The 20,133-nt window shown below is 72.1% G+C and carries 17 protein-coding genes, 1 tRNA gene and 2 pseudogenes; 7 read left to right on the top strand and 13 right to left on the bottom strand.

Annotated features, from left to right (window positions below):
- Window positions 1-76: 76 nt before the first annotated feature.
- From AB0D31_RS01265 to AB0D31_RS01250, 4 genes are all read left to right on the top strand, one after another.
- Entirely contained in the window at window positions 77-1,051 is a 975-nt protein-coding gene (locus AB0D31_RS01265) for a glycine betaine ABC transporter substrate-binding protein (protein WP_362715794.1), read from the top strand.
- Between the two features lie 86 nt (window positions 1,052-1,137).
- Window positions 1,138-1,746 (top strand): winged helix-turn-helix domain-containing protein, encoded by a 609-nt coding sequence (locus AB0D31_RS01260; protein WP_362715310.1) that lies wholly within the window; start codon window positions 1,138-1,140, stop codon window positions 1,744-1,746.
- Window positions 1,747-1,952: 206 nt separating this feature from the next.
- Window positions 1,953-2,135 carry a hypothetical protein gene (locus AB0D31_RS01255; protein WP_362715307.1) on the top strand — a complete coding sequence of 61 codons (183 nt, stop codon included), beginning with the start codon at window positions 1,953-1,955 and terminating at the stop codon, window positions 2,133-2,135.
- On the top strand, window positions 2,132-3,589 hold the full coding sequence (locus AB0D31_RS01250) for an MFS transporter (protein WP_362715304.1): 1,458 nt from the start codon (window positions 2,132-2,134) through the stop codon (window positions 3,587-3,589). Before AB0D31_RS01255 ends, AB0D31_RS01250 begins: the two co-directional genes overlap by 4 nt.
- Here AB0D31_RS01250 and AB0D31_RS01245 read toward each other — a convergent pair.
- The 3 genes from AB0D31_RS01245 to AB0D31_RS01235 all read right to left on the bottom strand — a co-directional run bounded on the left by AB0D31_RS01245 (window position 3,528) and on the right by AB0D31_RS01235 (window position 7,438).
- The gene (locus AB0D31_RS01245) at window positions 3,528-4,316 is read right to left on the bottom strand and encodes a S16 family serine protease (RefSeq protein WP_362715302.1); all 789 of its coding nucleotides are present in this window, start codon (window positions 4,314-4,316) and stop codon (window positions 3,528-3,530) included. The genes AB0D31_RS01250 and AB0D31_RS01245 overlap by 62 nt on opposite strands.
- A 114-nt stretch (window positions 4,317-4,430) precedes the next feature.
- A complete protein-coding gene (locus AB0D31_RS01240) occupies window positions 4,431-5,075 on the bottom strand; it encodes a helix-turn-helix domain-containing protein (protein ID WP_362715299.1) in 645 nt (214 codons plus the stop codon).
- 536 nt (window positions 5,076-5,611) lie between these two features.
- Entirely contained in the window at window positions 5,612-7,438 is a 1,827-nt protein-coding gene (locus AB0D31_RS01235) for a DEAD/DEAH box helicase (protein ID WP_362715297.1), read from the bottom strand.
- 330 nt (window positions 7,439-7,768) lie between these two features.
- Here AB0D31_RS01235 and AB0D31_RS01230 point away from each other — a divergent pair.
- Window positions 7,769-7,959: pseudogene (locus AB0D31_RS01230) on the top strand (IS5/IS1182 family transposase); the annotation flags it as partial.
- A gap of 21 nt (window positions 7,960-7,980) precedes the next feature.
- On the opposite strand, the gene AB0D31_RS01225 reads toward AB0D31_RS01230, so the two are convergent.
- Window positions 7,981-8,721: a nitroreductase family protein gene (locus AB0D31_RS01225; RefSeq protein WP_362715294.1), complete on the bottom strand. Its 741-nt coding sequence runs from the start codon at window positions 8,719-8,721 to the stop codon at window positions 7,981-7,983.
- A gap of 102 nt (window positions 8,722-8,823) precedes the next feature.
- Between AB0D31_RS01225 and AB0D31_RS01220 the strand changes: the two genes are divergently transcribed.
- A complete protein-coding gene (locus tag AB0D31_RS01220) occupies window positions 8,824-9,417 on the top strand; it encodes a TetR family transcriptional regulator (protein WP_362715291.1) in 594 nt (197 codons plus the stop codon).
- Window positions 9,418-9,631: 214 nt separating this feature from the next.
- On the opposite strand, the gene AB0D31_RS01215 is transcribed toward AB0D31_RS01220, so the two are convergent.
- Entirely contained in the window at window positions 9,632-11,098 is a 1,467-nt protein-coding gene (locus tag AB0D31_RS01215; protein WP_362715289.1) for an MFS transporter, read from the bottom strand.
- Between the two features lie 195 nt (window positions 11,099-11,293).
- On the opposite strand from AB0D31_RS01215, the gene AB0D31_RS01210 reads away from it, so the two are divergent.
- A tRNA-Cys gene (locus AB0D31_RS01210) sits at window positions 11,294-11,368 on the top strand.
- Between the two features lie 6 nt (window positions 11,369-11,374).
- Here the strand turns inward: AB0D31_RS01210 and AB0D31_RS01205 are convergent.
- From AB0D31_RS01205 to AB0D31_RS01170, 8 genes and pseudogenes are all read right to left on the bottom strand, one after another.
- Entirely contained in the window at window positions 11,375-11,623 is a 249-nt protein-coding gene (locus tag AB0D31_RS01205; RefSeq protein ID WP_362715286.1) for a hypothetical protein, read from the bottom strand.
- 83 nt (window positions 11,624-11,706) lie between these two features.
- Window positions 11,707-11,904, bottom strand: a pseudogene (locus AB0D31_RS01200) (hypothetical protein); the annotation flags it as partial.
- A gap of 21 nt (window positions 11,905-11,925) precedes the next feature.
- On the bottom strand, window positions 11,926-12,090 hold the full coding sequence (locus AB0D31_RS01195; RefSeq protein WP_362715283.1) for a hypothetical protein: 165 nt from the start codon (window positions 12,088-12,090) through the stop codon (window positions 11,926-11,928).
- Between the two features lie 7 nt (window positions 12,091-12,097).
- Window positions 12,098-12,265 (bottom strand): hypothetical protein, encoded by a 168-nt coding sequence (locus tag AB0D31_RS01190; RefSeq protein WP_362715280.1) that lies wholly within the window; start codon window positions 12,263-12,265, stop codon window positions 12,098-12,100.
- A 327-nt stretch (window positions 12,266-12,592) separates the two neighbouring features.
- Entirely contained in the window at window positions 12,593-14,908 is a 2,316-nt protein-coding gene (locus AB0D31_RS01185; RefSeq protein ID WP_362715277.1) for a xanthine dehydrogenase family protein molybdopterin-binding subunit, read from the bottom strand.
- Window positions 14,905-16,671: a 2Fe-2S iron-sulfur cluster-binding protein gene (locus AB0D31_RS01180; protein WP_362715792.1), complete on the bottom strand. Its 1,767-nt coding sequence runs from the start codon at window positions 16,669-16,671 to the stop codon at window positions 14,905-14,907. Before AB0D31_RS01180 ends, AB0D31_RS01185 begins: the two co-directional genes overlap by 4 nt.
- Window positions 16,672-16,856: 185 nt before the next feature.
- On the bottom strand, window positions 16,857-17,756 hold the full coding sequence (locus AB0D31_RS01175; RefSeq protein ID WP_362715274.1) for an FAD binding domain-containing protein: 900 nt from the start codon (window positions 17,754-17,756) through the stop codon (window positions 16,857-16,859).
- Between the two features lie 334 nt (window positions 17,757-18,090).
- On the bottom strand, window positions 18,091-19,818 hold the full coding sequence (locus tag AB0D31_RS01170; protein ID WP_362715271.1) for a beta-N-acetylhexosaminidase: 1,728 nt from the start codon (window positions 19,816-19,818) through the stop codon (window positions 18,091-18,093).
- Between the last annotated feature and the right edge of the window lie 315 nt (window positions 19,819-20,133).

The following is a 20,133-nucleotide window of genomic DNA, read 5'->3' as shown; positions in this document are numbered from 1 at the left end:
GCGAGGCACGGTACGGACGCGAGGCACGGTACGGACGCGAGGCACGGCGCGGACCGCAAGCGGCTCGGCGCGGCGCCTGCGGACGACGCTGGCCGCCGCCGGAGGCGCTCTGGCGCTGCTCGCCGTGGTGTCGGGCTGCGGGCTCAAGTCCGGCTCGCCGATGGTGGACGACGTGGTGCCGGGCTCGCTCGGCAAGGGTCTGCCCCTCAAGGGTGTCTCGCTGACGGTGACGTCGAAGAACTTCAGCGAGAACATCATCCTCGGGCAGATGGTCGGCCTGGTCTTCAAGGCGGCCGGCGCCGAGGTCCTCGACCGTACGAACCTGCCCGGGTCGATCAGCGCGCGCGAGGCGATCGTGAAGGGCGACGCCGACGCGATGTACGACTACACGGGGACGGCGTGGATCACCTATCTGGGGCACAGCAAGCCCATCGTCGACCCGCAGACGCAGTGGCGGGCGGTGCACGACGCCGACCTGAAGAACGGCGTGACCTGGCTGCCCCAGTCGACCCTGAACAACACGTACTCGCTGGGCATCAGCCAGGCCAACAACGCCAAGTACCACCTCAAGACGCTTTCCGACGTGGCCGCGCTCGCGAAGAAGGTTCCCTCGGCGGTGACGATCTGCGTGGAGAACGAGTTCGCCTCGCGCGAGGACGGGCTGCCCGGCATGGAGAAGGCGTACGGGATGAAGATCCCCGCCGCCAACATCAAGAAGATGGACGCGGGGATTATCTACACCCAGGTGTCCAAGTCCAACTCCTGTCTCCTGGGCGAGGTGTTCACCACCGACGGCCGCATCCAGGCGATGAACCTGGCGACCGTCCAGGACGACCGGCACTTCTTCCCCAACTACAACGCGGCGCCGGTGCTGCACAGCGCGACGTACGCCAAGTACCCGTCGATGGCAGGGCTGTTGAACCCGGTGAGCGCGAAGCTGACGACCCAGGTGGCTCGGCAGCTGAACGCGGAGGTCGACGTGGACGGGCGGGATCCGCACGACGTGGCGCTGGGGTGGCTGGTGCGGGAGGGGTTCATCAAGAAGGGGTGAGGCGGCCGCATGCAAAGAACTCGATGCAAAGAAGTTCATGCAACAAAAGCGTTGCAACGTTTCCTTTGCATGGCTATCTTCGAACCATGCCCAAGAACAAGCCGTCCGAGGCCCGGCCGCTGGAAAACGCGATGGGTGAACGCATCCTCGATGCCCGCTCCCTGCGCGGTCTCGCCCACCCCCTGCGCATGCGCATCCTGAAGTCGCTGCGCCACGACGGCTCGGCGACCGCCTCCCAACTCGCCGAACGACTGGGCGAGTCGAGCGGCGCCACCAGCTACCACCTGCGCCAGCTCGCCGCGCACGGCTTCGTCGAGGACGACCCGGGGCGCGGCAAGGGCCGCGAGCGCTGGTGGAAGCCCGTCCACACCGGCACGACCTTCGCCGAGGGGCTGCACACCAGTACGGACCCCGAAGTGCGGGGCGCCGCCGACCTGTTCCTGCACGAGGTCGCCACCATCCACACCCAGGAACTCTCGACCTGGCTCGGCACCAAGCAGGACTGGCCGCAGGAGTGGGCCGCCAGCGGTGACCTGAGCGACTTCACCCTGACCCTCACCCCGGCCCAGTTGCACGAACTGAGCGAGAAGCTGCACGCCGTCATCGAGCCGTACCGCACCGTCGCGGCGCAGGACGACTCCGCTCAGGTCCGCCTGCACCTGCACGCCTTCCCGCGCTCGGCCCCGCCGCGCTGAACCCCGCTCGGCCCGGCCGCGCTGAACCCCGCTCGGCCCCGCCGCGCTGAACCCTGCTCGGGTCCGCCGCGCTGAACCCCGCTCCACCGCATCCCACTCCGCCGCCGCATACCGGCCTCCCGCATACCGCTCGGCCGCCTCCCGCATACCGCTCGGCCGCCTCCCACTCCTCCGCTGAATCCCGCACCGCCGAAGGGACCTTCGTCATGCACAGCGATACCCATTACCTGCTGCACCAGGTGCGCGCCACCGAGCTGGCGGCCGAGGCTCGGACCGCCGCACTTACTCGCCGGGAGCACCGGCTGCGCGCCCACGTCGGCTGGATACTTGTCGAGTTGGGGCTGCGCCTTGCCCAGCAGGCACCGCGTACGGGAGCACGTCTCGCATGAGCGCGCCGGGGGGACACCGCGACAGGAGGCCGCTCGCGGCGGTGCTGATCGCCAACGCCGTTTCGGCGACCGGGAGTTCACTCACTCTCATCGGCGTACCGTGGTTCGTGCTCCAGACCACCGGCAGCGCGGGCCGCGCCGGGATGGTCGCCTTCTGCGCGACCCTGCCGATCGTCGCGTCGGCGCTCGTGGGCGGCCCGGTCATCGACCGGATCGGGCGCCGCCGGGTCTCCGTCGGCTCGGACACGGTGTGCGGCCTCGCGGTCACCGCGATCCCGCTCCTGCACCACACGGGGCTCCTCGCGTTCTGGCTGCTGTGCGCCCTCATGGCGCTCGGGGGCCTCGCCCACACCCCGGGCGTCACCGCACGCTCCGTTCTGCTGCCGGACCTGGCCGTGCGGTCCGGTACGTCCCTGACGCGCGCCGCCAGCGGGTACGACGCGGTCGCGCGCGGCGCCCGGATGGCCGGCGCGGCCCTGGCCGGCGTACTCATCGCGCTGACCGGCGCGGGCAACGTCCTGTTCATCGACGGTGCGACCTTCGCCGTCTCGGCGGCACTGGTCGCCGTAGGCCTGCGCGACCTCCCCGAGGCTCGGCCCCGCAGCGACGTGCCACCGGTCTCACTCCGCGCCTACAGGACCGAACTGCGCGAGGGATACGCCCACTTGGCGCGCACCCGGCTGCTGCTCGCGGTCGTCACCATGGTGATGCTGATGAACGGCACCGATCAGGGCTGGAACGCCGTCCTGCTGCCCGTCCACGCCGAGCGACACCTGGGTGGCGCACCCCAACTCGGGCTGCTCGCCGCGCTGTTCGGCGCGGGCGGCCTGTCGGGTGCGCTCCTGTACGGCCTGGTGGGCCACCGCTTCGCACGCCGTACGGTCTTCTCGGTCTGCGTGCTGCTGTGCGGGGCGCCGCGGTACGCGGTGGCGGCGCTGACCGGCACCACGCTGCCCCTCGCCGTCACGATGGTGGTGGCGGGGCTCGCGAGCGGAGCGCTCAACCCGATCCTGACCACCGTGACCTACGAGAAGGTGCCGGACGCGCTGCGCAGCCGGGTCGCCGGAGTGCTCACGGCGGGCTGCGAACTGGCGATGCCGCTCGGCGGGCTCGCCGCGGGCTTCCTCGTGGAGGGCGCGGGGCTGCGCGGCGCGCTGCTCGCCGTCGGCGGGGTCTACCTCCTGGCGACACTGAGCCCGCTGGTCTTCCCGGCGTGGAAGGACATGGACGAGAGCGAGCGCGAGAACGAGGGGGAGGCGAAGGGCCTCGGGGGTGCCGGGAGTGCCGGGAGTGCCGTCGGTGCCGGGGGTGTCGGGAGTGCCGTCGGTGCCGGGGGTGCCGGGAGTGCCGGGAGTGCCGGGGGTGCCGGGGGTGTCTGGGAGGCGGGGGCCGTCAGCAGGACGGGACCAGGGCGCCCTTCTGCAGGGACTGGAGTGCGGACACCGCGCCCTTGAGCGTCGTCACGGGGATCAGGCGCAGGCCCTTGGGCAGTTCGGACTCGGCGTCCGTGCACTCGCCCTTCGGTACGAGGAAGACGGTCGCGCCGTCCCGGGCGGCGGCCTGGGTCTTGAGGGCGACCCCGCCGACCGCGCCGACGTCCCCGTTGCCCGCGATCGTGCCGGTGCCGGCGATGGTGCGGCCGCCGGTGAGGTCGCCGCCCGAGCCGTCGCCGTTCAGCTTGTCGATGATGCCGAGGGTGAAGAGCAGGCCGGCGCTCGGGCCGCCGACGTCGGCGAGGTGCAGGTCGACCTTGACCTTGTCGGGGCTGAGGCCGAGGTAGCCGAGAGCGGCGGCGGACGCCGCGTCCTGCGACTGTTTCATCTCGGCCTGATTGTGCGCGGAGATGTCCTTCTCGCTGCCGCCGCCGGGATAGACCGAGTCGCGGGGCATCACGGCGCGGTCGGTGCGGAACCAGCCGTCGACGACGTCGGAGATGCCGACGTCCGCGTCGGGTCCGGTCGCCAGGATGGTGGTCATCCGCAGCTGGCCGCTGGTGGGGCGGGTCGGCGCGCCGCTGATGGTGATCACCGGCTTGCCGTCGTCGTTCCCCAGCACGTTCGCGGTCGGCCCCGGCTGGGCCACGGCGAACGGCAGCGGCGCGAAGCAGGCGACGGCGAGCAGCGCGACGACCGGCGCGGCGCCGATGGCGAGGTTGCGGAGGCGGGGGTGACGAGTGAGCACGGCTCCAATCTAGCCGCACGCCCACGGCCACCGGCCGCACGCCCCTCGCCGCCGCGGGGAGGGGCGTACACGGCCGCCGTACGCCCCTCCCCCTGCCGCGGGAGCCGCGTGCGCTCAGCGCAGGGCGTCGGCGACTTCCTTCGCCGCGTCCACCACGCGCGGGCCGACCCGTTCGGGCACAGCGTCGGCTAGCATCACCACACCCACGCTGCCCTCTATCCCGGTCACCCCGACCAGCGGGGCCGCGGCCCCGCTCGCGCCGGCTTCGAGTTCGCCGTGGGTGAGGGTGAAGCCGGGCTCGCCGAGGCCGCCGTTCTGCCGGGCCGAGAGGATCGCCCGGCCCGCGGCGCCCTTGTCCAGCGGGTGACGGAACCCCGCCCGGTAGGCGACGTGGTAATCCGTCCAGGTCGGCTCGACCACGGCCACCGCGAGCGCGTCCGAACCGTCCACCAGGGTGAGGTGGGCGGTGGCGCCTATGTCCTCGGCGAGTGAGCGCAGCGCGGGCAGCGCCGCCTCGCGGACCAGGGGATGCACCTGGCGGCCCAGGCGCAGCACCCCGAGCCCGACCCGGGCGCGGCCGCCCAGGTCACGGCGGACGAGGGTGTGCTGCTCCAGGGTCGCGAGCAGGCGGTAGACGACCGTGCGGTTGACGCCGAGTTTGTTGGACAACTCGGTGACCGTCAGACCGTGGTCGGTGTCGGCGAGCAGCTTGAGGACACGTAGTCCCCGATCGAGCGTCTGGGAGGTCTCCGCGGTCACGACCCACTCCTTAAGTGGCGAGTCGCGGCGGCACTCTCACGTGGTTCGCCATGCCGGTCCCATCGGCATCGCGCGCAGAGCCCGCCGGCGAGGCCAAGGCACCGGCTGCGCTCCGCGGCGACATTGCCACGGGGCGTTTTCATGGCCGGGACAGTAGCGAGCGGACACCGCTCAGCGGAAGACCTCGTCCAGAATCCGGGCGCGAGCAGAATTCCGGGCCGTACGGAATGGGCGGAACGGACCCGGCAGATGGACAAATAAACACCGGAAGCGATGAATTTGATCCCCGTTCGATCACCTTCGGGACCTAAGTCCGTATCACCGGGGACCTTGGGCGCGCACGACAGATTTGCCGGGACATTACCGTGGCAGACGTTCGAGGGGCGTCCGTGGGGGCCGGTCCTCGTACGCATCCCGATCCCGTGGGCCTGGCCCCGGGGTCGAGCGGGGCCCGGCAACGCACATGCCGGGCCCCGCTCACCTTTCCCTGCCGCCCGCGGCTACTTCGCCGCCCGCCGCTACTTCGCCGCCCGCGGCTACTTCATGCGCGTGGCCCACTCCTGGACCTTCTTGATCCGCTCGCGGAGCTGCCCGGCCGAGGCCTCGGCGCTGGGCGGGCCGCCACAGACCCGGCGCAGCTCGGTGTGGATGACGCCGTGCGGCTTGCCGCTCTGATGGACGTACGCGCCGACCATGGTGTTGAGCGACTTACGGAGCTCAAGCAGTTCCTTGTGCGAAACCACGGGCCGCCGCTCAGCGGGCATTTCGAGCAGGTCGGCCTGGTCGGCCGGCTTCTGACGGCTGTGCGCGATCTGCCGGGCCTGCCGCTTCTGGAGCAGCATCTGCACCTGGTCGGGTTCGAGGAGCCCGGGAATGCCGAGATAGTCCTGCTCCTCCTCGCTCCCCGGGTGGGCCTGCATGCCGAATTCCGCGCCGTTGTACATGACGCGGTCGAAGACGGCATCGGATTCGAGGGCCTCGAAGGGCAGCATGTCCTGCTCCCCCGTGTCCTCGTCCTCCTGCTTGTTCGCGTCGTCCATTTCCTGTTCGGACTCGGCGTACGGGTCTTCCTCGCCCTCCTTCTTCGGCTTGTCGAGCACGTGGTCGCGCTCGACCTCCATCTCATTGGCGAAGGTGAGGAGCATCGGAATGGTGGGCACGAAAACGGAAGCGGTCTCACCGCGCCTGCGCGACCGGACGAAACGGCCGACGGCCTGGGCGAAGAAGAGCGGGGTCGAAATGGTGGTGGCGTACACGCCGACGGCGAGACGCGGCACGTCGACGCCTTCCGACACCATGCGGACGGCGACCATCCACCGATCGTCGCTTTCGCTGAATTCGTCGATCCGTTTGGAGGCGCCGGTGTCGTCGGAAAGCACGACCGTCGCCTTCGTACCGGTGATCTCGCGGATCAGCTTGGCGTACGCGCGGGCGGAGTCCTGATCGGATGCGATGACGAGCGCGCCGGCGTCCGGGATCGCCTTCCTGACCTCGGTCAGACGCTGGTCGGCGGCGCGCAGAACGTTGGGCATCCAGTCGCCGCGCGGGTCGAGCGCGGTGCGCCAGGCCTGCGAGATGGCGTCCTTGGTCATGGGCTCGCCGAGCCGGGCCGCGATCTCGTCGCCCGCCTTGGTGCGCCAGCGCATGTTGCCGCTGTAGCTCATGAATATGACCGGCCGCACGACGCCGTCGGCGAGCGCGTTGCCGTAGCCGTAGGTGTAGTCGGCGGAGGAACGCCGGATCCCGTCGTTGCCCTCCTCGTACGTGACGAACGGGATCGGGTTGGTGTCCGAGCGGAACGGGGTGCCGGTGAGCGCGAGCCGCCGGGTGGCGGGGTCGAACGCCTCCAGGCACGCCTCGCCCCAGGACTTGGAGTCACCGGCGTGGTGGATCTCGTCGAGGATCACCAGGGTCTTGCGCTGCTCGCACCGGTTGCGGTGCAGCATCGGGCGGACGCCCACACCGGCGTACGTGACGGCCACACCGTGGTACTCACGGTTCAGCGGGCCCGCGCTGTAGTCCGGGTCGAGCTTGATGCCGACGCGGGCCGCCGCGTCGGCCCACTGCTTCTTGAGGTGCTCGGTCGGCGCGACGACGGTGATCTGCTGCACCACGTGGTGGTGGAGCAGCCACGACGCGAGCGTCAGCGCGAACGTCGTCTTGCCGGCGCCGGGCGTCGCGACAGCGAGGAAGTCGCGCGGCTGCTCCTGGACATACCTCTCCAGGGCGCCCTGCTGCCAGGCACGCAGCTTGTTGGCGGTGCCCCAGGGGGCCCGGCCGGGGAAGGCGGGTGAGAGGTGGTGGGAGGCGGTAGTAGTCACGGTCTCCGGTTCGGGTCTCTCGGTGTACGGGATCTCGGACATCCGGGGCGGGGCCCGGCGGGGCTTACGTACGACAACCGGGCCACCTTACCGGCGCGGGGTCGGGTACCCCGACGGATTGGGTTGCGGCGGGGCGGGGTTGAGAGCGGGCTCACAAGGTGGTCCGGGGATGTGGCGCGGCCCCCTGGGGCTCCGCCCCAGACCCCGGGCACCTTGCCCACCCCCCGCCCGTGCGGCTACTTGAGGGGTGGCGCCTCCCTATGGCTCCGGCCCAGACCCCGACCGCGCCTGAAAGGCGCTCGTCCTCCCACTCCCCCAAGGCCGCACGGGCCAGGGGGGACCCGCATGACGGGCTGAGGCCGACCAGTACGCAACCGCAAGAAGCTCGGCTCCCGAGGCGGCCGGCCACCGGCCTTCGACAAGGACGACTACAAGGAACGCCACACCGCGTAGTGCGGATCAACCGGCTGAAACGGAACCGCGCTGTGGCCACGAGATACGACAAACTCGCCGTCCGATACGAGGCGACCGTGCTGGTCGCAGCCCTCAGCGAGTGGCTGTGACCAGCGCTTTCAGGACCGACTCTAGGTGTGGAATGTGGTGGTTGCTTCCAGGGCCGCCCGGCCGGTCGCGACCCGGTTTACCGGCGCATGCTCATCGGCATAGCCGAAGGAGATACCCACAAGCAGCTTCCCCTCGTCTACTCCGAGTTGATCGCGGACGGTGTCGGCGTAGAAGCTGAGCAGGCCCTGCGGGCAACTGGCCACGCCGTAGCCGGTCATGGCCAGCAGCAGCGTCTGCAGGTAAGCGCCGGCGTCGGCGGCCAGTCGCGGCCCGCCGTCTCCGGTGACGAACAGGAACGCGGCATGGGGCGCCCCGTAGAAGCCCAGACTTTCCGCGTCGTAGGCCGCGCGAGCCGGGTGGTCGTCGGGGCCGATGCCCAGCGCTCCGTACAGACCGGCACCGAACGCGGCCCGCCGTTCCTGGTGGGCGGGGGCGTACATGTCATCGGAGTACGGGTAGTCGGCCGTGACGCGTCGCTCGGCGTGGGCCGTTCGCAGGGCGTCGGCCAGACGGTCTCGCCGTGCGCCACCGACCACCTCGACCCGCCACGGCTGCGCGTTGGAATTGGACGGCGCGGCGCCGGCCAGGGAGAAGACCTCGCGCAGAGTGCCCTCGGGTACCGGGTCGGGACGGAACGCGCGGGTCGCGCGGCGCCCGTGGATCAGCTGCTCGGCGTGCTCCGACGTTCGCGTCCCGTCCGGCTGTGTCCCGTCGGTGGGCGCCTCGCTCGTGCGTGTCCGGGTGAAGACCGGTCCGCTCATGGAACTCTCCTCAGGATCACCAAAGTAAACGTAATCGTTTACCCGAAGTGGCACTATAGCCAGCCATCCCCTCCGAAGTAAACGAGAACGTATACTTACGTCATGACCACGACGACGACGGCGTCTCGACGGCCGGGGCGCGGAGGGCGGGAGCGCATCCTGGCCGCCGCGGCCGAACTGTTCGCGGCCCAGGGGATCAACGCGACCGGCATGGAGCAGATCGCGGAGCGGGCGCCGGTGTCCAAGCGCACCCTCTACGCGCACTTCAGAACCAAAGACGAGCTGGTCCTCGCCCATCTCAAGGACCTCTCCTCGACGGGACGCACCCTGGAGGGCGTGCTGGCACGCGAGGACATCCCTGCCAAGGAGCGCATCCTCGCACTGTTCGACCCGCCCCCGACCGGCACGGATCCCGTGCGCGGATGCCCGTTCATCGACGCCGCCGCGGAGTTCCCCGACCCCCAGAACGCGGTCCACTCCTACGCCCGCGAACAGAAACTGCTGATGGTGCGGCTGGTGACCGACCTGGTAGCGGAACTGGGCTGCCGCGAGCCCGCCGTCCTCGCCGAGCAACTCGTGACCCTCGCGGACGGCGCCGCCAGCCGCGCCATGGTGCTGGGCGAATCGAACTACGGCCGGCACGCACGGACAGCGGCGGAGACCCTCCTGGAAAACGCGCTGCCGACCACGATCTGACAGGCCCCACCGGGTTGCTCGGTATGCCTGGCGCCTGATGCAGAGATCCCGCTGCTCGACCGAGACGACGGCGGGACTTTCACAACAGACCCCAGTCAGGGGCGCGGGGAACTGCGCGAGCCACCACCCGCCGTCCGCGGCCGAACCAGAGCCGAGACGCCCCTCCTCCACCCCAGAGGTTCAGGGGAGAACCCGGGCGGGACCCCCGGAGGGTTCAGGGAAGGGGCGGGGTGGGGTCAGGCCTCCTCACCCGGACCGCCACCCACGCCCCACCCACCGCCACTACTGCCATCGGCAGAAACACCGCCAGAAACGCCCCCGGGTGCGAACCCGAAACCCCCGTCACCGCCCCACCCCCCAGCGCCGCGAACCCCGCCCCACCCGCCGCGAGCAGCAGCACGTTGGAGAGCCCGTCCGAGATCTGCAGCGCCGCGGAGTTCGCCCCGGCCTCATGCGGAGCCGAGAGCTTCAGGAGCAGCACGCTCGTCGACGTGATGACCATGCCCATGCCGAAGCACCCCACGCCCCACGCGACGGCCACCACCCACACCGGCACCGCCGCGACCAGCACGCTCGGCGCGACCACGATCGCGAGGGCGACCTGGACCATCCCGACCACCATGAGGCGCTCCCGGTACGCCTCCATCCGGGGCCGTGCCTGAACGTACGAACCCAGCGCCCAGGTCACCCCGCCGACGGCGAGCGAGAGTCCGGCCATCGTCGGCGTCAGGCCGCGCTGCGTGACGAGCATCAGCGGCACGAAGGACTCCGCCGTGATGAACGACCCCGCCGCTATCCCCCGCAGCAGCACCACGGACGGCAGCCCCCGCGCCGCCCGCCACGTCCCGTGCGGCAGCAGAGCGCGCCGTCCCGTGACGGCGGGCCCGAGCAGGGCCGCACCCGCCACGAGCGGCAGCACGGACAGCCACCGCACGTCCTGCCCCGCGTACTGCAGCAGCCCCGCGCCGACCGAGATGCCCAGCGCCAGCTTGATGCGGCGCCGGTCGAAGGGTTCGACGGTTGCCGTCGGATCGGCGGGGCCGGACGCCATCCGCCGCGTCGCGGGCAGCGCGAGCGCCAGCGGGAACACCACGAGCACCGGGATCCCGATGAACACCCAACGCCAGCCCAGCTGTTCGGTGACCGTCCCCGCGACGAGCGGCCCGACCACCGAGGGCACGACCCAGCCCGCCGCGAACGCCGCCATGATCGTCGGCTGGAGCCGGGCGGGGTAGGCCCGCCCTATGACGACGTACAGCGCGACGATCACCAGACCGCCGCCGAGCCCCTGTACGGCGCGGCCGGCGATGAACGTCCACATGTTCAACGCGGTCCCGGACAGCAACAGCCCGGCCGCGAACCCGCTGATCCCGACGCCGAGCGCCCCGAGCGGCCCGCGCCGGTCGGCCCACTGCCCCGCTACGACCATCCCGAACAGGCTGGTCGTGAAGTAGGCGGAGAAGGCGAACGCGTACAGCGACACCCCGCCGAGCTCCCGCGCCGCGACGGGCATCGCCGTACCCACGGCGGTCGCCTCGAACGCGATGAGCAGCACGACGGTGATGATCCCGACGCTCAGCGCCCGCCGCTCCGGCCCGAGAATCCCGCCCTCGCCGACGTCCCCGGTCTCCTGCGGGGGAAGGTCGACGAGGCCGGCATCGGACGGTTCAAGCGCGCTCATCCGCACACAGTAAGAGGCATACGCGCCCCTGGCCCCTGTCGGAAGACCGATCCCGCCCTAATCCGATGGACGTAGGCCGCAGAGCCCCTTCATGAACCCGTGTGAACGCCCCGTGGCAGTCACATTGCAGCCCCCGCCCAGCCCTTCCCCGCCCGGCGCCCCCGCCCCTACGGTCATCACAACGCACCAACACCTGGCCGTGTGCCCGAGTGGCCCAGGGACTCGCCTGCAAAGCGAGTTACGCGGGTTCGATTCCCGCCACGGCCTCCAACTCTTCTATGCATTACGGCACTTGAGTTTCTGCTTGGCGAACGCGGCGTACTGCTTGAGCAGGCCCGTCAGGACCTCTCTGGTCCGGGGCGTGTCCGAGGCCCGGTCGGCCGAGATTTCCAACTCGACGTACTTCTGCGACGGGGGCAGCGCGGGCCCCCTCGGCAGGTCCGGGCGTTCGCACAGAAACACCGCGCCTGCCCCCTTGCCCCAGACGAGCCCCTCGTCACCGGCCTGAACAGGGGTCCCGTGCACACGCGCGTAGCCGTTCCATTCGGTGCCCTTGCCGCTGTTCCTGCGCTCGACGGAGACGATGAGGGCGGCGTGATCGTCTACGGCTTGGCGGTACGGGTGATGAACTCACGGGTGACACCCGCGTTCACCCCGGCCCATGCCGCCCGCTCCGCGTGGGCCCGCATCCCGTCGTGCGCCTCGCCGGCGAGTTTCTTCAGCCGGGTCGCCATCTCCGACCAGTCGTCGACCGCCGTCTTCAGTTTGTCCACCGGAGCGTTCAGGACATCTGCGTACTTCAGCATGAAGGTGCTTCCCCCCCGGCCTTACTTGAGGTAATCGCTGATGACGGATACCGGGGGCAGTGAGCCGAGCACCGCCGCGTCGTCCCTGGCGTGCTGCGCGACCGAGTAGTCGAGGTGGTTGGAGATCTGGGCGCAGGCGTCGCGCAGCGTCATGTACTGGCTCTGCCACATGTCGTGCACCTTCATCAGGGCATCACCACTGGTGAAGTTGTCCGCCGTCAGCGCCCGCGAAGGTGGCCGCCCTCGCATGGTCCCCGTCGCTCCGGAACCCGTTGTACAGCTTGAACGCGTCCGAGCCGATCACCCCGAGATCGTCGGCGTGTGCGACCAGATCCCCGCCGCCCGACCCCTGCGCCGCCATCCCTGACGTGATCCTCAACCCACTCTCCCCGTACGCTGATTACCATTCCTTTGCCAACAGCGTAGGCGATGGAGACCCGCTCGGTCCGGAGACCGCCGCACTCTCAGGAGTCACGGAGCGGACGCGCTCATGTGCCCGGCGTCATCCGGCCGGGGTCCCCCTCTTGCCGCGGGGCGGGGGGCTGCTGCCCTGCTTCGCGTTGCTGCGCCGGCGCCTGGCCCAGGGACACGGCGAGGAGGACCTGACGGGTGCGGTGCGGTCGACCTCCTCGCGCCAAGAACCGCCGGCCCCGCGCCACTGGCCCACCGCTTCACCAGTAACGCGCCACTATCCCTGAACCACCGCCGCCTGCGGCCGGATCGGGAGGCGGTTGACCGGGCGGCCGGTCGCCGCGCGGACCGCGGAGGCGATCGCGGCCGGCGAGGTGACGACCGGGACGGCGCTCGCGGCCTTCGCGCCGAAGGGGGCGACCACGTCGCGCTCCTCGACCAGCTTCACGATGCGGATGTCGGGGGCGTCGAGGGAGGTCGGCAGGGCGTAGCCCGTGAGGTCGGGGTGGCGGATGCGGCCGCTGGACGTCCGCAGGTTCTCGGTGAGGGCGGCGCCCACACCCTGCGTCACCCCGGCTTCGATACGGGCCGCGAGCCGGCGGGGGTTGAGGACGCGGCCGACGTCCTGGGCGACGGCGAGTTCGACGACGCGGACCGAGCCGAGCTCGATGTCGACGTCGACGACCGCGCGGATCGCGCAGAACGCGAGGCCCACGAACGCGTCGCCCTGGCCCGTCTCGTCGAGCGGCTCGGTGGGGTGCGGGCGGCACTGGGCGGTGGCCCACAGTTCCTTGCCGTCCATGGCCTCGGTGACCGTGGTCGACAGGACGCCGTCGTACGAGGTGATCTTGCCGTCGGCGATCTGGAGCAGCTCCGTGGACATGCCGAACTTGTGCGCCAGGGGCTGGAGCAGCTGGGTGCGGACCATCTTGGCGGCGCGTTCGACCGCGCCGCCGGACACCCAGGTGTGGCGGCCGTGGGTGGCGGGGCCCGCCGGGGGCTGGTCGGTGTCGACCGGCGCGACATGCACCTCCTCGATGCCCAGGGTCTCCTGGACGATCTGGCGGGCGAGCGTCGTGAAGCCCTGGCCGGTCTCGACGGCCGCGCAGATGACCGTGGCGACCCCGTCGTGGACCTTCACCGTGGCCGTGGAAACCTCGTCGGTGCCCTCGGCGCCGAGCATGTGGACCATGCCGAGCGCGTAGCCCACGCCCCGGCGCACCGCGTCCGGCTCACCCGCGCCCTCGGGCCCGCCCGGCAGCAGCCAGTCGTCCTCGGGGGCGTCCTTGGGAAGGGTCGGGAGGGGGAAGTCCCGTACGGCGGAGAGGAGTTCGGCCACCGGCGCCGGGCAGGTCACGGTCTGGCCGGTGGGCAGCAGGTCGCCCGTGGCGAGCACGTTGCGCATCCGCAGCTCGGCCGGGTCGAGGCCCAACTTCGCGGCCAGCTTGTCCATTTGGCCTTCGTACGCCGCGCACACCTGCATCGCACCCTCGCCCCGCACATGGCCGGACGGCGGGTTGTTGGTGCGCACCGCCCAGCCCTCGACGAAGGCATGCGGCACGACGTACGGGCCGCACGCGAACGCGACCGCGGCGGCCAGGGATTCGGAGGACGCCTCGGCGTAGGCGCCCGCGTCGAGCAGGATCTGCGCCTCGACCTTGACGAGGCGCCCCTCGGCGTCCGCGTGGTGGCGGTAGCGCAGCAGGGTGGGGTGGCGGTGGGCGTGGCCGAGGAAGGACTCCTCGCGGGTCGCGGTCAGCTTGACCGGGCAGCCGGTCTTCAACGCCAGCAGCCCCAGCGGGAGTTGGAAGCCGAGGTCCTCGCGGTCGCCGGTCGCGCCGGGCACACCGGTGACGACGACCTTGACGCGGTCCGGTTCCAGTCCGAAGCAGGCGGCGGCCAGGTCGCGGTCGCTGTGCGGGTCGGTGGAGGCGGTGTAGAGCTCGACGCCGCCGTCGGGGCGCGGCACGGCGAGGCCCGCCTCGGCGCCGATCGGGGCCGGGTCCTGGCGGCCGATCCGGTACAGGCCCTCGACGACGACCTCGCCGGTCACCTCGGGGTCGCCGTACTGGAGCGGGATGTGACGGATCAAGTTGCCGTCGGGGTGCAGCGGTTCGGCCGCGAACGCCTTCTCCGGGTCGGTGACCGGTTCGAGCACCTCGTACTCGACGGCGATCGCGGCGGCCGCGAGGCGCGCGGTGTCCGGGTGGTCGGCGGCGACGGCGGCGATGGGCTCGCCGTGGTGGCGTACGTACTCGGCCGCGAAGACGGGACGGTCGGCGATGCGGCGGCCGAACGCCGGGTCGCCCGGCACGTCGGCGTGGGTCACCACGGCCCGTACGCCCGGCATGGCGGCGGCGGCCGCGGTGTCGATGGAGACGATACGGGCGTACGCGTGCGGGGCGCGCAGCACGGCCGCCCACAGCAGGCCCTCGGCCCACAGGTCGGCCGCGTAGGGGAAGGTGCCCTCGGTCTTGGCCCGCGCGTCGACGGGCGCGAGCGACGCGCCGATCCCGAGTGCGGGCGGCTGCTGCTCCGGCCCCGCCACCGAGGTGGCGCCTTCGACCGTCGCGGTGGCTGCGTCGTTGCTCACGCCATGCCTCCGTCGTGCGTGTGCGGGGGCTGGGCGCTGCCGGCCCCCGGGGGTGCCTGGTGCGGAATGCGGGCCTCTTCGGCCGGGGCCGCTCCGGCCGCCTCGCGGCCCGCCACGACGTCCTTCACCGCGTCGAGCACACCGCGGTAGCCGGAGCAGCGGCACAGGTTGCCGCAGAGCGCCTGTCGTGTTTCGAGCTCGGTCGGGGCGTGGTTGCCTTCGAGCAGGTCGTGCACGGTCATCGCCATGCCGGGGATGCAGAAGCCGCACTGCACCGCCCCGCTCTCGGCCAACGCCCGCTGTACATCGGAGGGTTCGCCGTCGGTGGCGAGTCCCTCGACGGTACGGACCTCGCTACCGGCCGTGGTCGCCGCGGGCACCAGGCAGGAAGCGACGAGCCGCCCGTCCACCTGGACGTTGCACGCCCCGCACTCGCCCTGCGAGCAGCCGTCCTTGGCCCCGGCGAGCCCGAGCCTCTCGCGCAGCACGTACAGCAGCGACTCACCGACCCAGGCCTCGGTGACGGGCCGGTCGGCGCCGTTCACGCGCAGCACGTAGGAGGCGCGGGGGTGTTCCAGGTCGTGGGCGGGGGCGGGGGCGGGCTCGTTGTCCGGGACACCGTCCGGCTCGCCATCCCGGACAACGTCCAGGACGGCGGCCTCGGGTGCCGGTGCCGGTGTGGGTGTCGGTGTGGGTGTCGGTGTCGGTGTGGCTTCCGGCTCCGGCTCCGGCTCGGGGTCCGCGGGGGCGGCGGCCTCCGGGGGCTCGGGCGATGCGAGGCCCTCGGACACCTCGGGGGTCTCGCGTACGGCGGAGGTCTCGCGTACGTCGGTGTCTCCGGCCGGGACGGGCGCTTCCGGGGCGACCTCGGCGACGGGCTCGACGGGGGTCTCGTCGGGGGTCTCGGTTGCGGCCTCCCCGGCGGCGGGCTCGTCCGGGACCGGTTCGTCCAGGACCGGCTCGGGTGCCGGCGCCTGGGGGGCGACATCGTGCGGTACCGGCATCGTCACCGGCACCGGCACCGGCACCGGCACCTCGTGCTGTACGCCGTGCACATCCCTCGGTACACCATGCGCATCCGGGAAGTGGACGGGATCGGCAGGGTCGGCAGGAGCGATCGTGCCGGGCGCGTGCTCCGGCGTGAACCCCCGGGGCGCGGGCGGGAACTCATGGGGCTCGTGCGCGTGCGCGGGCTCGGCAGTGGGCTCGTGCGCGGGCTCGGGCGTCGGCTCGGGGAACTGGTCGGCCCAGGGCGCGGGGGCGCCGCCGGGAAGCGTGGCGGGCGGGGTCGAACCCCACTGCTCGATCAGCGACGACGTCGTGAACTCGCCCGATTCTTCCGGGAGTTCACCCTGCGCGACCGGGATCGTCCACTGGCCGGTGCCCGCGAGGGAGGGCGCGTCGGGGAAGTTCCACTGGGCCGTGGCGGAGGGATCGTGGGCGGGCTGTGTCGGGGTCGCGGGCTGGGGCGTGGGCGCGGGGGGCTCGGGCCACACCACGGTCTGCGCGCCGGGCGCGGGGTCGTTCTCGGACGCACCGGGCGCGCCGGACGCACCCTGGCGGCCCTGGCCGGTCAGCTCGGTCGGGATGCGCCAGACACCGGTCGCACCGGGGTCCGTGGCGGCGGCCGGGGTGAGCGGCACGATCATCGGCGGTACGTAGCCGTGGCCGGGCGCCGCGAGGGGGGCGCCCATCATGTCCATGTCCGGGGGGAGCTGTACGAACGCCGTAGCGTCGGGCTCGTACTCGCCGCCGTGCGGCACCGGCTCCCAGGCGCCGTGCCGGGGCGCCTGCCCATAGCCGTGCCCGTACCCGTAGCCGTGCCCGTGACCCTGCGCCTGGTCGTGCCCGTATGTCTGGTCGTGCTCGCGCTCGGGCTCGTGCCCGTTGGTGCGGTCGGCGTTGCGGTCGTCGGTGCGATCGGTGTTGCGGTCGGTGTTGCGGTCGGTCACGACAGCGCCCTCCCCAGTGCTCGTCGGGCCAACGCGGCGACGGTACGCCGCAGATGCAGTACGGCGGGCGAGAGGGGCGGGGGCGGCGAGCCGTCCGCGGGTGGCGCCGGGTCCGGGATGCAGGCGGCGGCCACGTACTCGCCGAACGCGCCGAGCGCCTCCGGGGCGAGGGCCGCGCGCTCGCCGCCCCAGTCGATGAGCGAGGCGATCCAGTGCTCGGCTTCGAGGGGGCGCAGCGGCATCGGCGCGATGGCGCCGACCGCGCAGCGCACGCCGCGCCGGGCCGGATCGAGGACGACGGCGACCGACGCGGTGGCGCGGCCGGGGCCGGTGCGGCCGGTGGCCTTGAGGAAAACTTGGGGAGCGTGCAGCAGGGGCACCCGCACATGGCCGATCAGCTCGGCCGGGGCGAGCATGTCGCGGCCGGCGAGCAGATGCGACACGGGGATCTCGCGCCGGGCGCCGTCGGGGCCCGCGATGACGAGGGTGGCTTCCAGTGCGGCGAGCACGGGCAGCGCGTCGCCGGTCGGAGCGGCGGACGCGATGTTTCCGCCGAGCGTGCCGGCGTTGCGGATCTGCGGGGGCCCGGCGGCGCGCGCGGCGGCGGCGAGCGCCGGGATGAGCGCCGCGAAGTCGGGGCGCCCCATGCGCGCGTGGGTGAGCCCGGCGCCGAGCAGGGCGTGACCGTCCTGGTACTGCCAGCCGCGGATGTCGTTGATGCGGCCGAGTCCCACGAGGCCCGCGGGGCGCAGCAGGCCCCGATTTACGGCCGCCATCAGATCGGTGCCGCCCGCGACGGGCACGGCGGCAGGCATGGCCGCGAGCGCCGCCACGGCCTCGTCCAGTGAGGCAGGCAGCGTCACGGACTGCGCCGCCTGCGGTGCGTGCGTGGTCAACCCAGCTGCCCCTTCCCGGTGTCCCGGCCGTACGACTGTGCCGTCTGTGGCCACCTGCTGATGGCCGTACCGTACGTGCTCACAGCCCGGACGTGGCAACTCTGGCACATCTTCCGTACGGCCCGACGGGAGGGTCCGCGAAGCTCGCTTCCGTCCCCGACCAGGGGAATGTTCCGGTTTCGCAAGCCTTGTACGACTTATGCGGTACGCCGTGTTCCGCACGCCGGGTGTTGGTCACAGCGGTCTTCCTCGCAGCCGGTCGCGGCCGGGCGGCCGTGACCCGGGGCCACGGTCCCAGGGAGCGGGCCGCCCGGCCGGCACCTTGGCCGCCGGCTCACCTGTTTGGGGGCGCCCCCTCGATCGGGCGTCCGAGCACGCCGGGACGTCGCTGCCACGGCAACGGGCCGCTCGGCGGCCGGTAATCGACGCCGAGCGCGTCAAGGCGCTCGTAGTGGACGGCCATTCGCCGTTCGAAGTCGGCGAAGTCGCGGTCGGCGGGGGCGGGCAGCGCGCTCCAGGCGACCTCGGCGAAGGCGGCGAGGCGGGGGAAGGTCTGGTAGTCGACGCGGGACTGGTTCTCCATCACCTCGGTCCACACGTTGGCCTGGGTGCCCAGGATGTGGGCGGCGGCCTCGGGCCCGAGTTGCGGGGGAACGGGCTCGAAGCGGTAGACGTCCTCCAGGGTGCGGACGAATCCGATGGGCACGGGCTCGTCGGTTCCCGGGGCCTGGCGGTGGTCCAAGTACACGTACTGCTCGGGGCACATCACCACGTCGTGCCCGGCCTCGGCGGCGGCGATCCCGGCGCCGTAGCCCCGCCAGGACGAGACGGCGGCGCCGGGTGCGAGGCCGCCCTCCAGGATCTCGTCCCACCCGATGAGCCGGCGTCCGCGGACACTGAGCCAGGTGTCGAAGTGCCGGATGATCCAGGACTGCAACTCGTTCTCGCCGGCGAGCCCGAGCTCACGGATCCGCTCCTGCGCGACGTCCGACTTCTGCCACTGCTCCTTGGGGCACTCGTCGCCGCCGATGTGGATGAACGGCGAGACGTCTTCGGGGAACAGCTCAAGCACCTCCTCCAACACCCCTTCGTAGAAGCGGAGGGTGGTGTCGGTGGGGGCGAGGACGTTCGGGTTGACGCCCCAGGTGTCCCAGACGGAGAGGGCCGCGGTGTCGATGACGTCGGTGTTGCCGAGTTCGGGGTACGCGGCGATGGCTGCCTGCGAGTGGCCGGGCAGGTCGATCTCGGGGACGACGCGGATGTGCCGCTCGACGGCGTACGCGACGATCTCGCGGATGTCGTCCTGGGTGTAGTAGCCCCCGTGCGGCTTCTCGTCCCACAGGGGCGAGGCCCGGTGCCCCCACTTGGTGCGACCGCGCCACGCGCCGACCTCGGTGAGCCGGGGGTAGCGCTTGATCTCGATCCGCCACCCCTGGTCGTCGGTGAGATGGAAATGGAAAACATTGAGCTTGTGGGCGGCTATGAGGTCGAGGTAGCGCAGCACGCCGTCCTTCGGCATGAAGTGCCGCGCCACGTCGAGCATGAGCCCGCGCCAGGCGAACCGGGGCGCGTCCTCGATGGTGACACCGGGCAGCTCCCACCGCCCGTCGCGGGGCGGGTGCAGCGGGGCGCGGTGGCCTCCGCCGGGCGGCTGCAGCGGGGCTCGGCGGAAGGCGTCCGGGCCGAGTAGCTGACGGAGGGTCTGCATGCCGCGGAACACGCCGGCGGGGGTGCCGCCCTCGATGAGTACGGCGGCGTCTTCGAGGGAGCGGTCCGTGGAGAGCCGGTAGCCCTCGGGGCCGTGGCGCCCCGCGACGTCGGGACTGACCCGCAACACGATGCGGTCGGCATCGCGGCCCGGCTCGCCCCCGTCGCGCGGGTCGCCCCCGTCGGGCAGCCCCAGCCCGGTCGCGGCGCCGATCGTACTGCGCAGGAGGTTGGCGAGGGGTGCGGTCTCGGGGGTGGTGTGGAGGGTGGTGGCGGGGGTGAGGGCGGAGGGAGCGCTGCGGGCGGGGGCGGGGTGGATGGCGCGCGGGGCGGGGATGAGGCTGTCGGCGTCCACGGGGCGGTTCCTTTCAGTGGTGCGGGGTTCAGTGGTGCGGGGTTCGGTGGTGCGGGGTCCAGTGGTGCGGGTTGCGTCGGGCTGGGCCGGGGAGGTCCCCCACCCCGCCCCTTCCCGAGACCCTCCGGGGGTGGGAGGTTCACGTTCGGGTGCGGACCGTGCGGGGCCGCTCGCGCAGTTCCCCGCGCCCCTGAACTACGCGGCGCCGGGCGGCACAATCAGCCCGTCCGGCGTTTGACCCGGTACGGAAGTAGTCGAGGCCGGTCTCGCCGACGCCCTTGACCCAGGGCAGCGCCGCGAGCCGCTCGATCTCGG

The sequence above is a fragment of the Streptomyces sp. NPDC048361 genome, from assembly GCF_040651795.1.
Taxonomy (GTDB): domain Bacteria; phylum Actinomycetota; class Actinomycetes; order Streptomycetales; family Streptomycetaceae; genus Streptomyces.
Note: the sequence above shows the minus strand (reverse complement) of the source record. Positions and strands in the feature narration are given on the sequence as shown.

Excerpts from the sequence above, each read along its gene's own strand:
- AB0D31_RS01260 (WP_362715310.1), top strand. The coding sequence starts at position 1,138 with ATGCCCAAGAACAAGCCGTCCGAGGCCCGGCCGCTGGAAAACGCGATG.
- AB0D31_RS01255 (WP_362715307.1), top strand. The coding sequence starts at position 1,953 with ATGCACAGCGATACCCATTACCTGCTGCACCAGGTGCGCGCCACCGAG.
- AB0D31_RS01250 (WP_362715304.1), top strand. The coding sequence starts at position 2,132 with ATGAGCGCGCCGGGGGGACACCGCGACAGGAGGCCGCTCGCGGCGGTG.
- AB0D31_RS01235 (WP_362715297.1), bottom strand. The coding sequence starts at position 7,438 with ATGTCCGAGATCCCGTACACCGAGAGACCCGAACCGGAGACCGTGACT.
- AB0D31_RS01225 (WP_362715294.1), bottom strand. The coding sequence starts at position 8,721 with ATGAGCGGACCGGTCTTCACCCGGACACGCACGAGCGAGGCGCCCACC.
- AB0D31_RS01220 (WP_362715291.1), top strand. The coding sequence starts at position 8,824 with ATGACCACGACGACGACGGCGTCTCGACGGCCGGGGCGCGGAGGGCGG.
- AB0D31_RS01215 (WP_362715289.1), bottom strand. The coding sequence starts at position 11,098 with ATGAGCGCGCTTGAACCGTCCGATGCCGGCCTCGTCGACCTTCCCCCG.
- AB0D31_RS01195 (WP_362715283.1), bottom strand. The coding sequence starts at position 12,090 with ATGAAGGTGCACGACATGTGGCAGAGCCAGTACATGACGCTGCGCGAC.
- AB0D31_RS01190 (WP_362715280.1), bottom strand. The coding sequence starts at position 12,265 with ATGGCGGCGCAGGGGTCGGGCGGCGGGGATCTGGTCGCACACGCCGAC.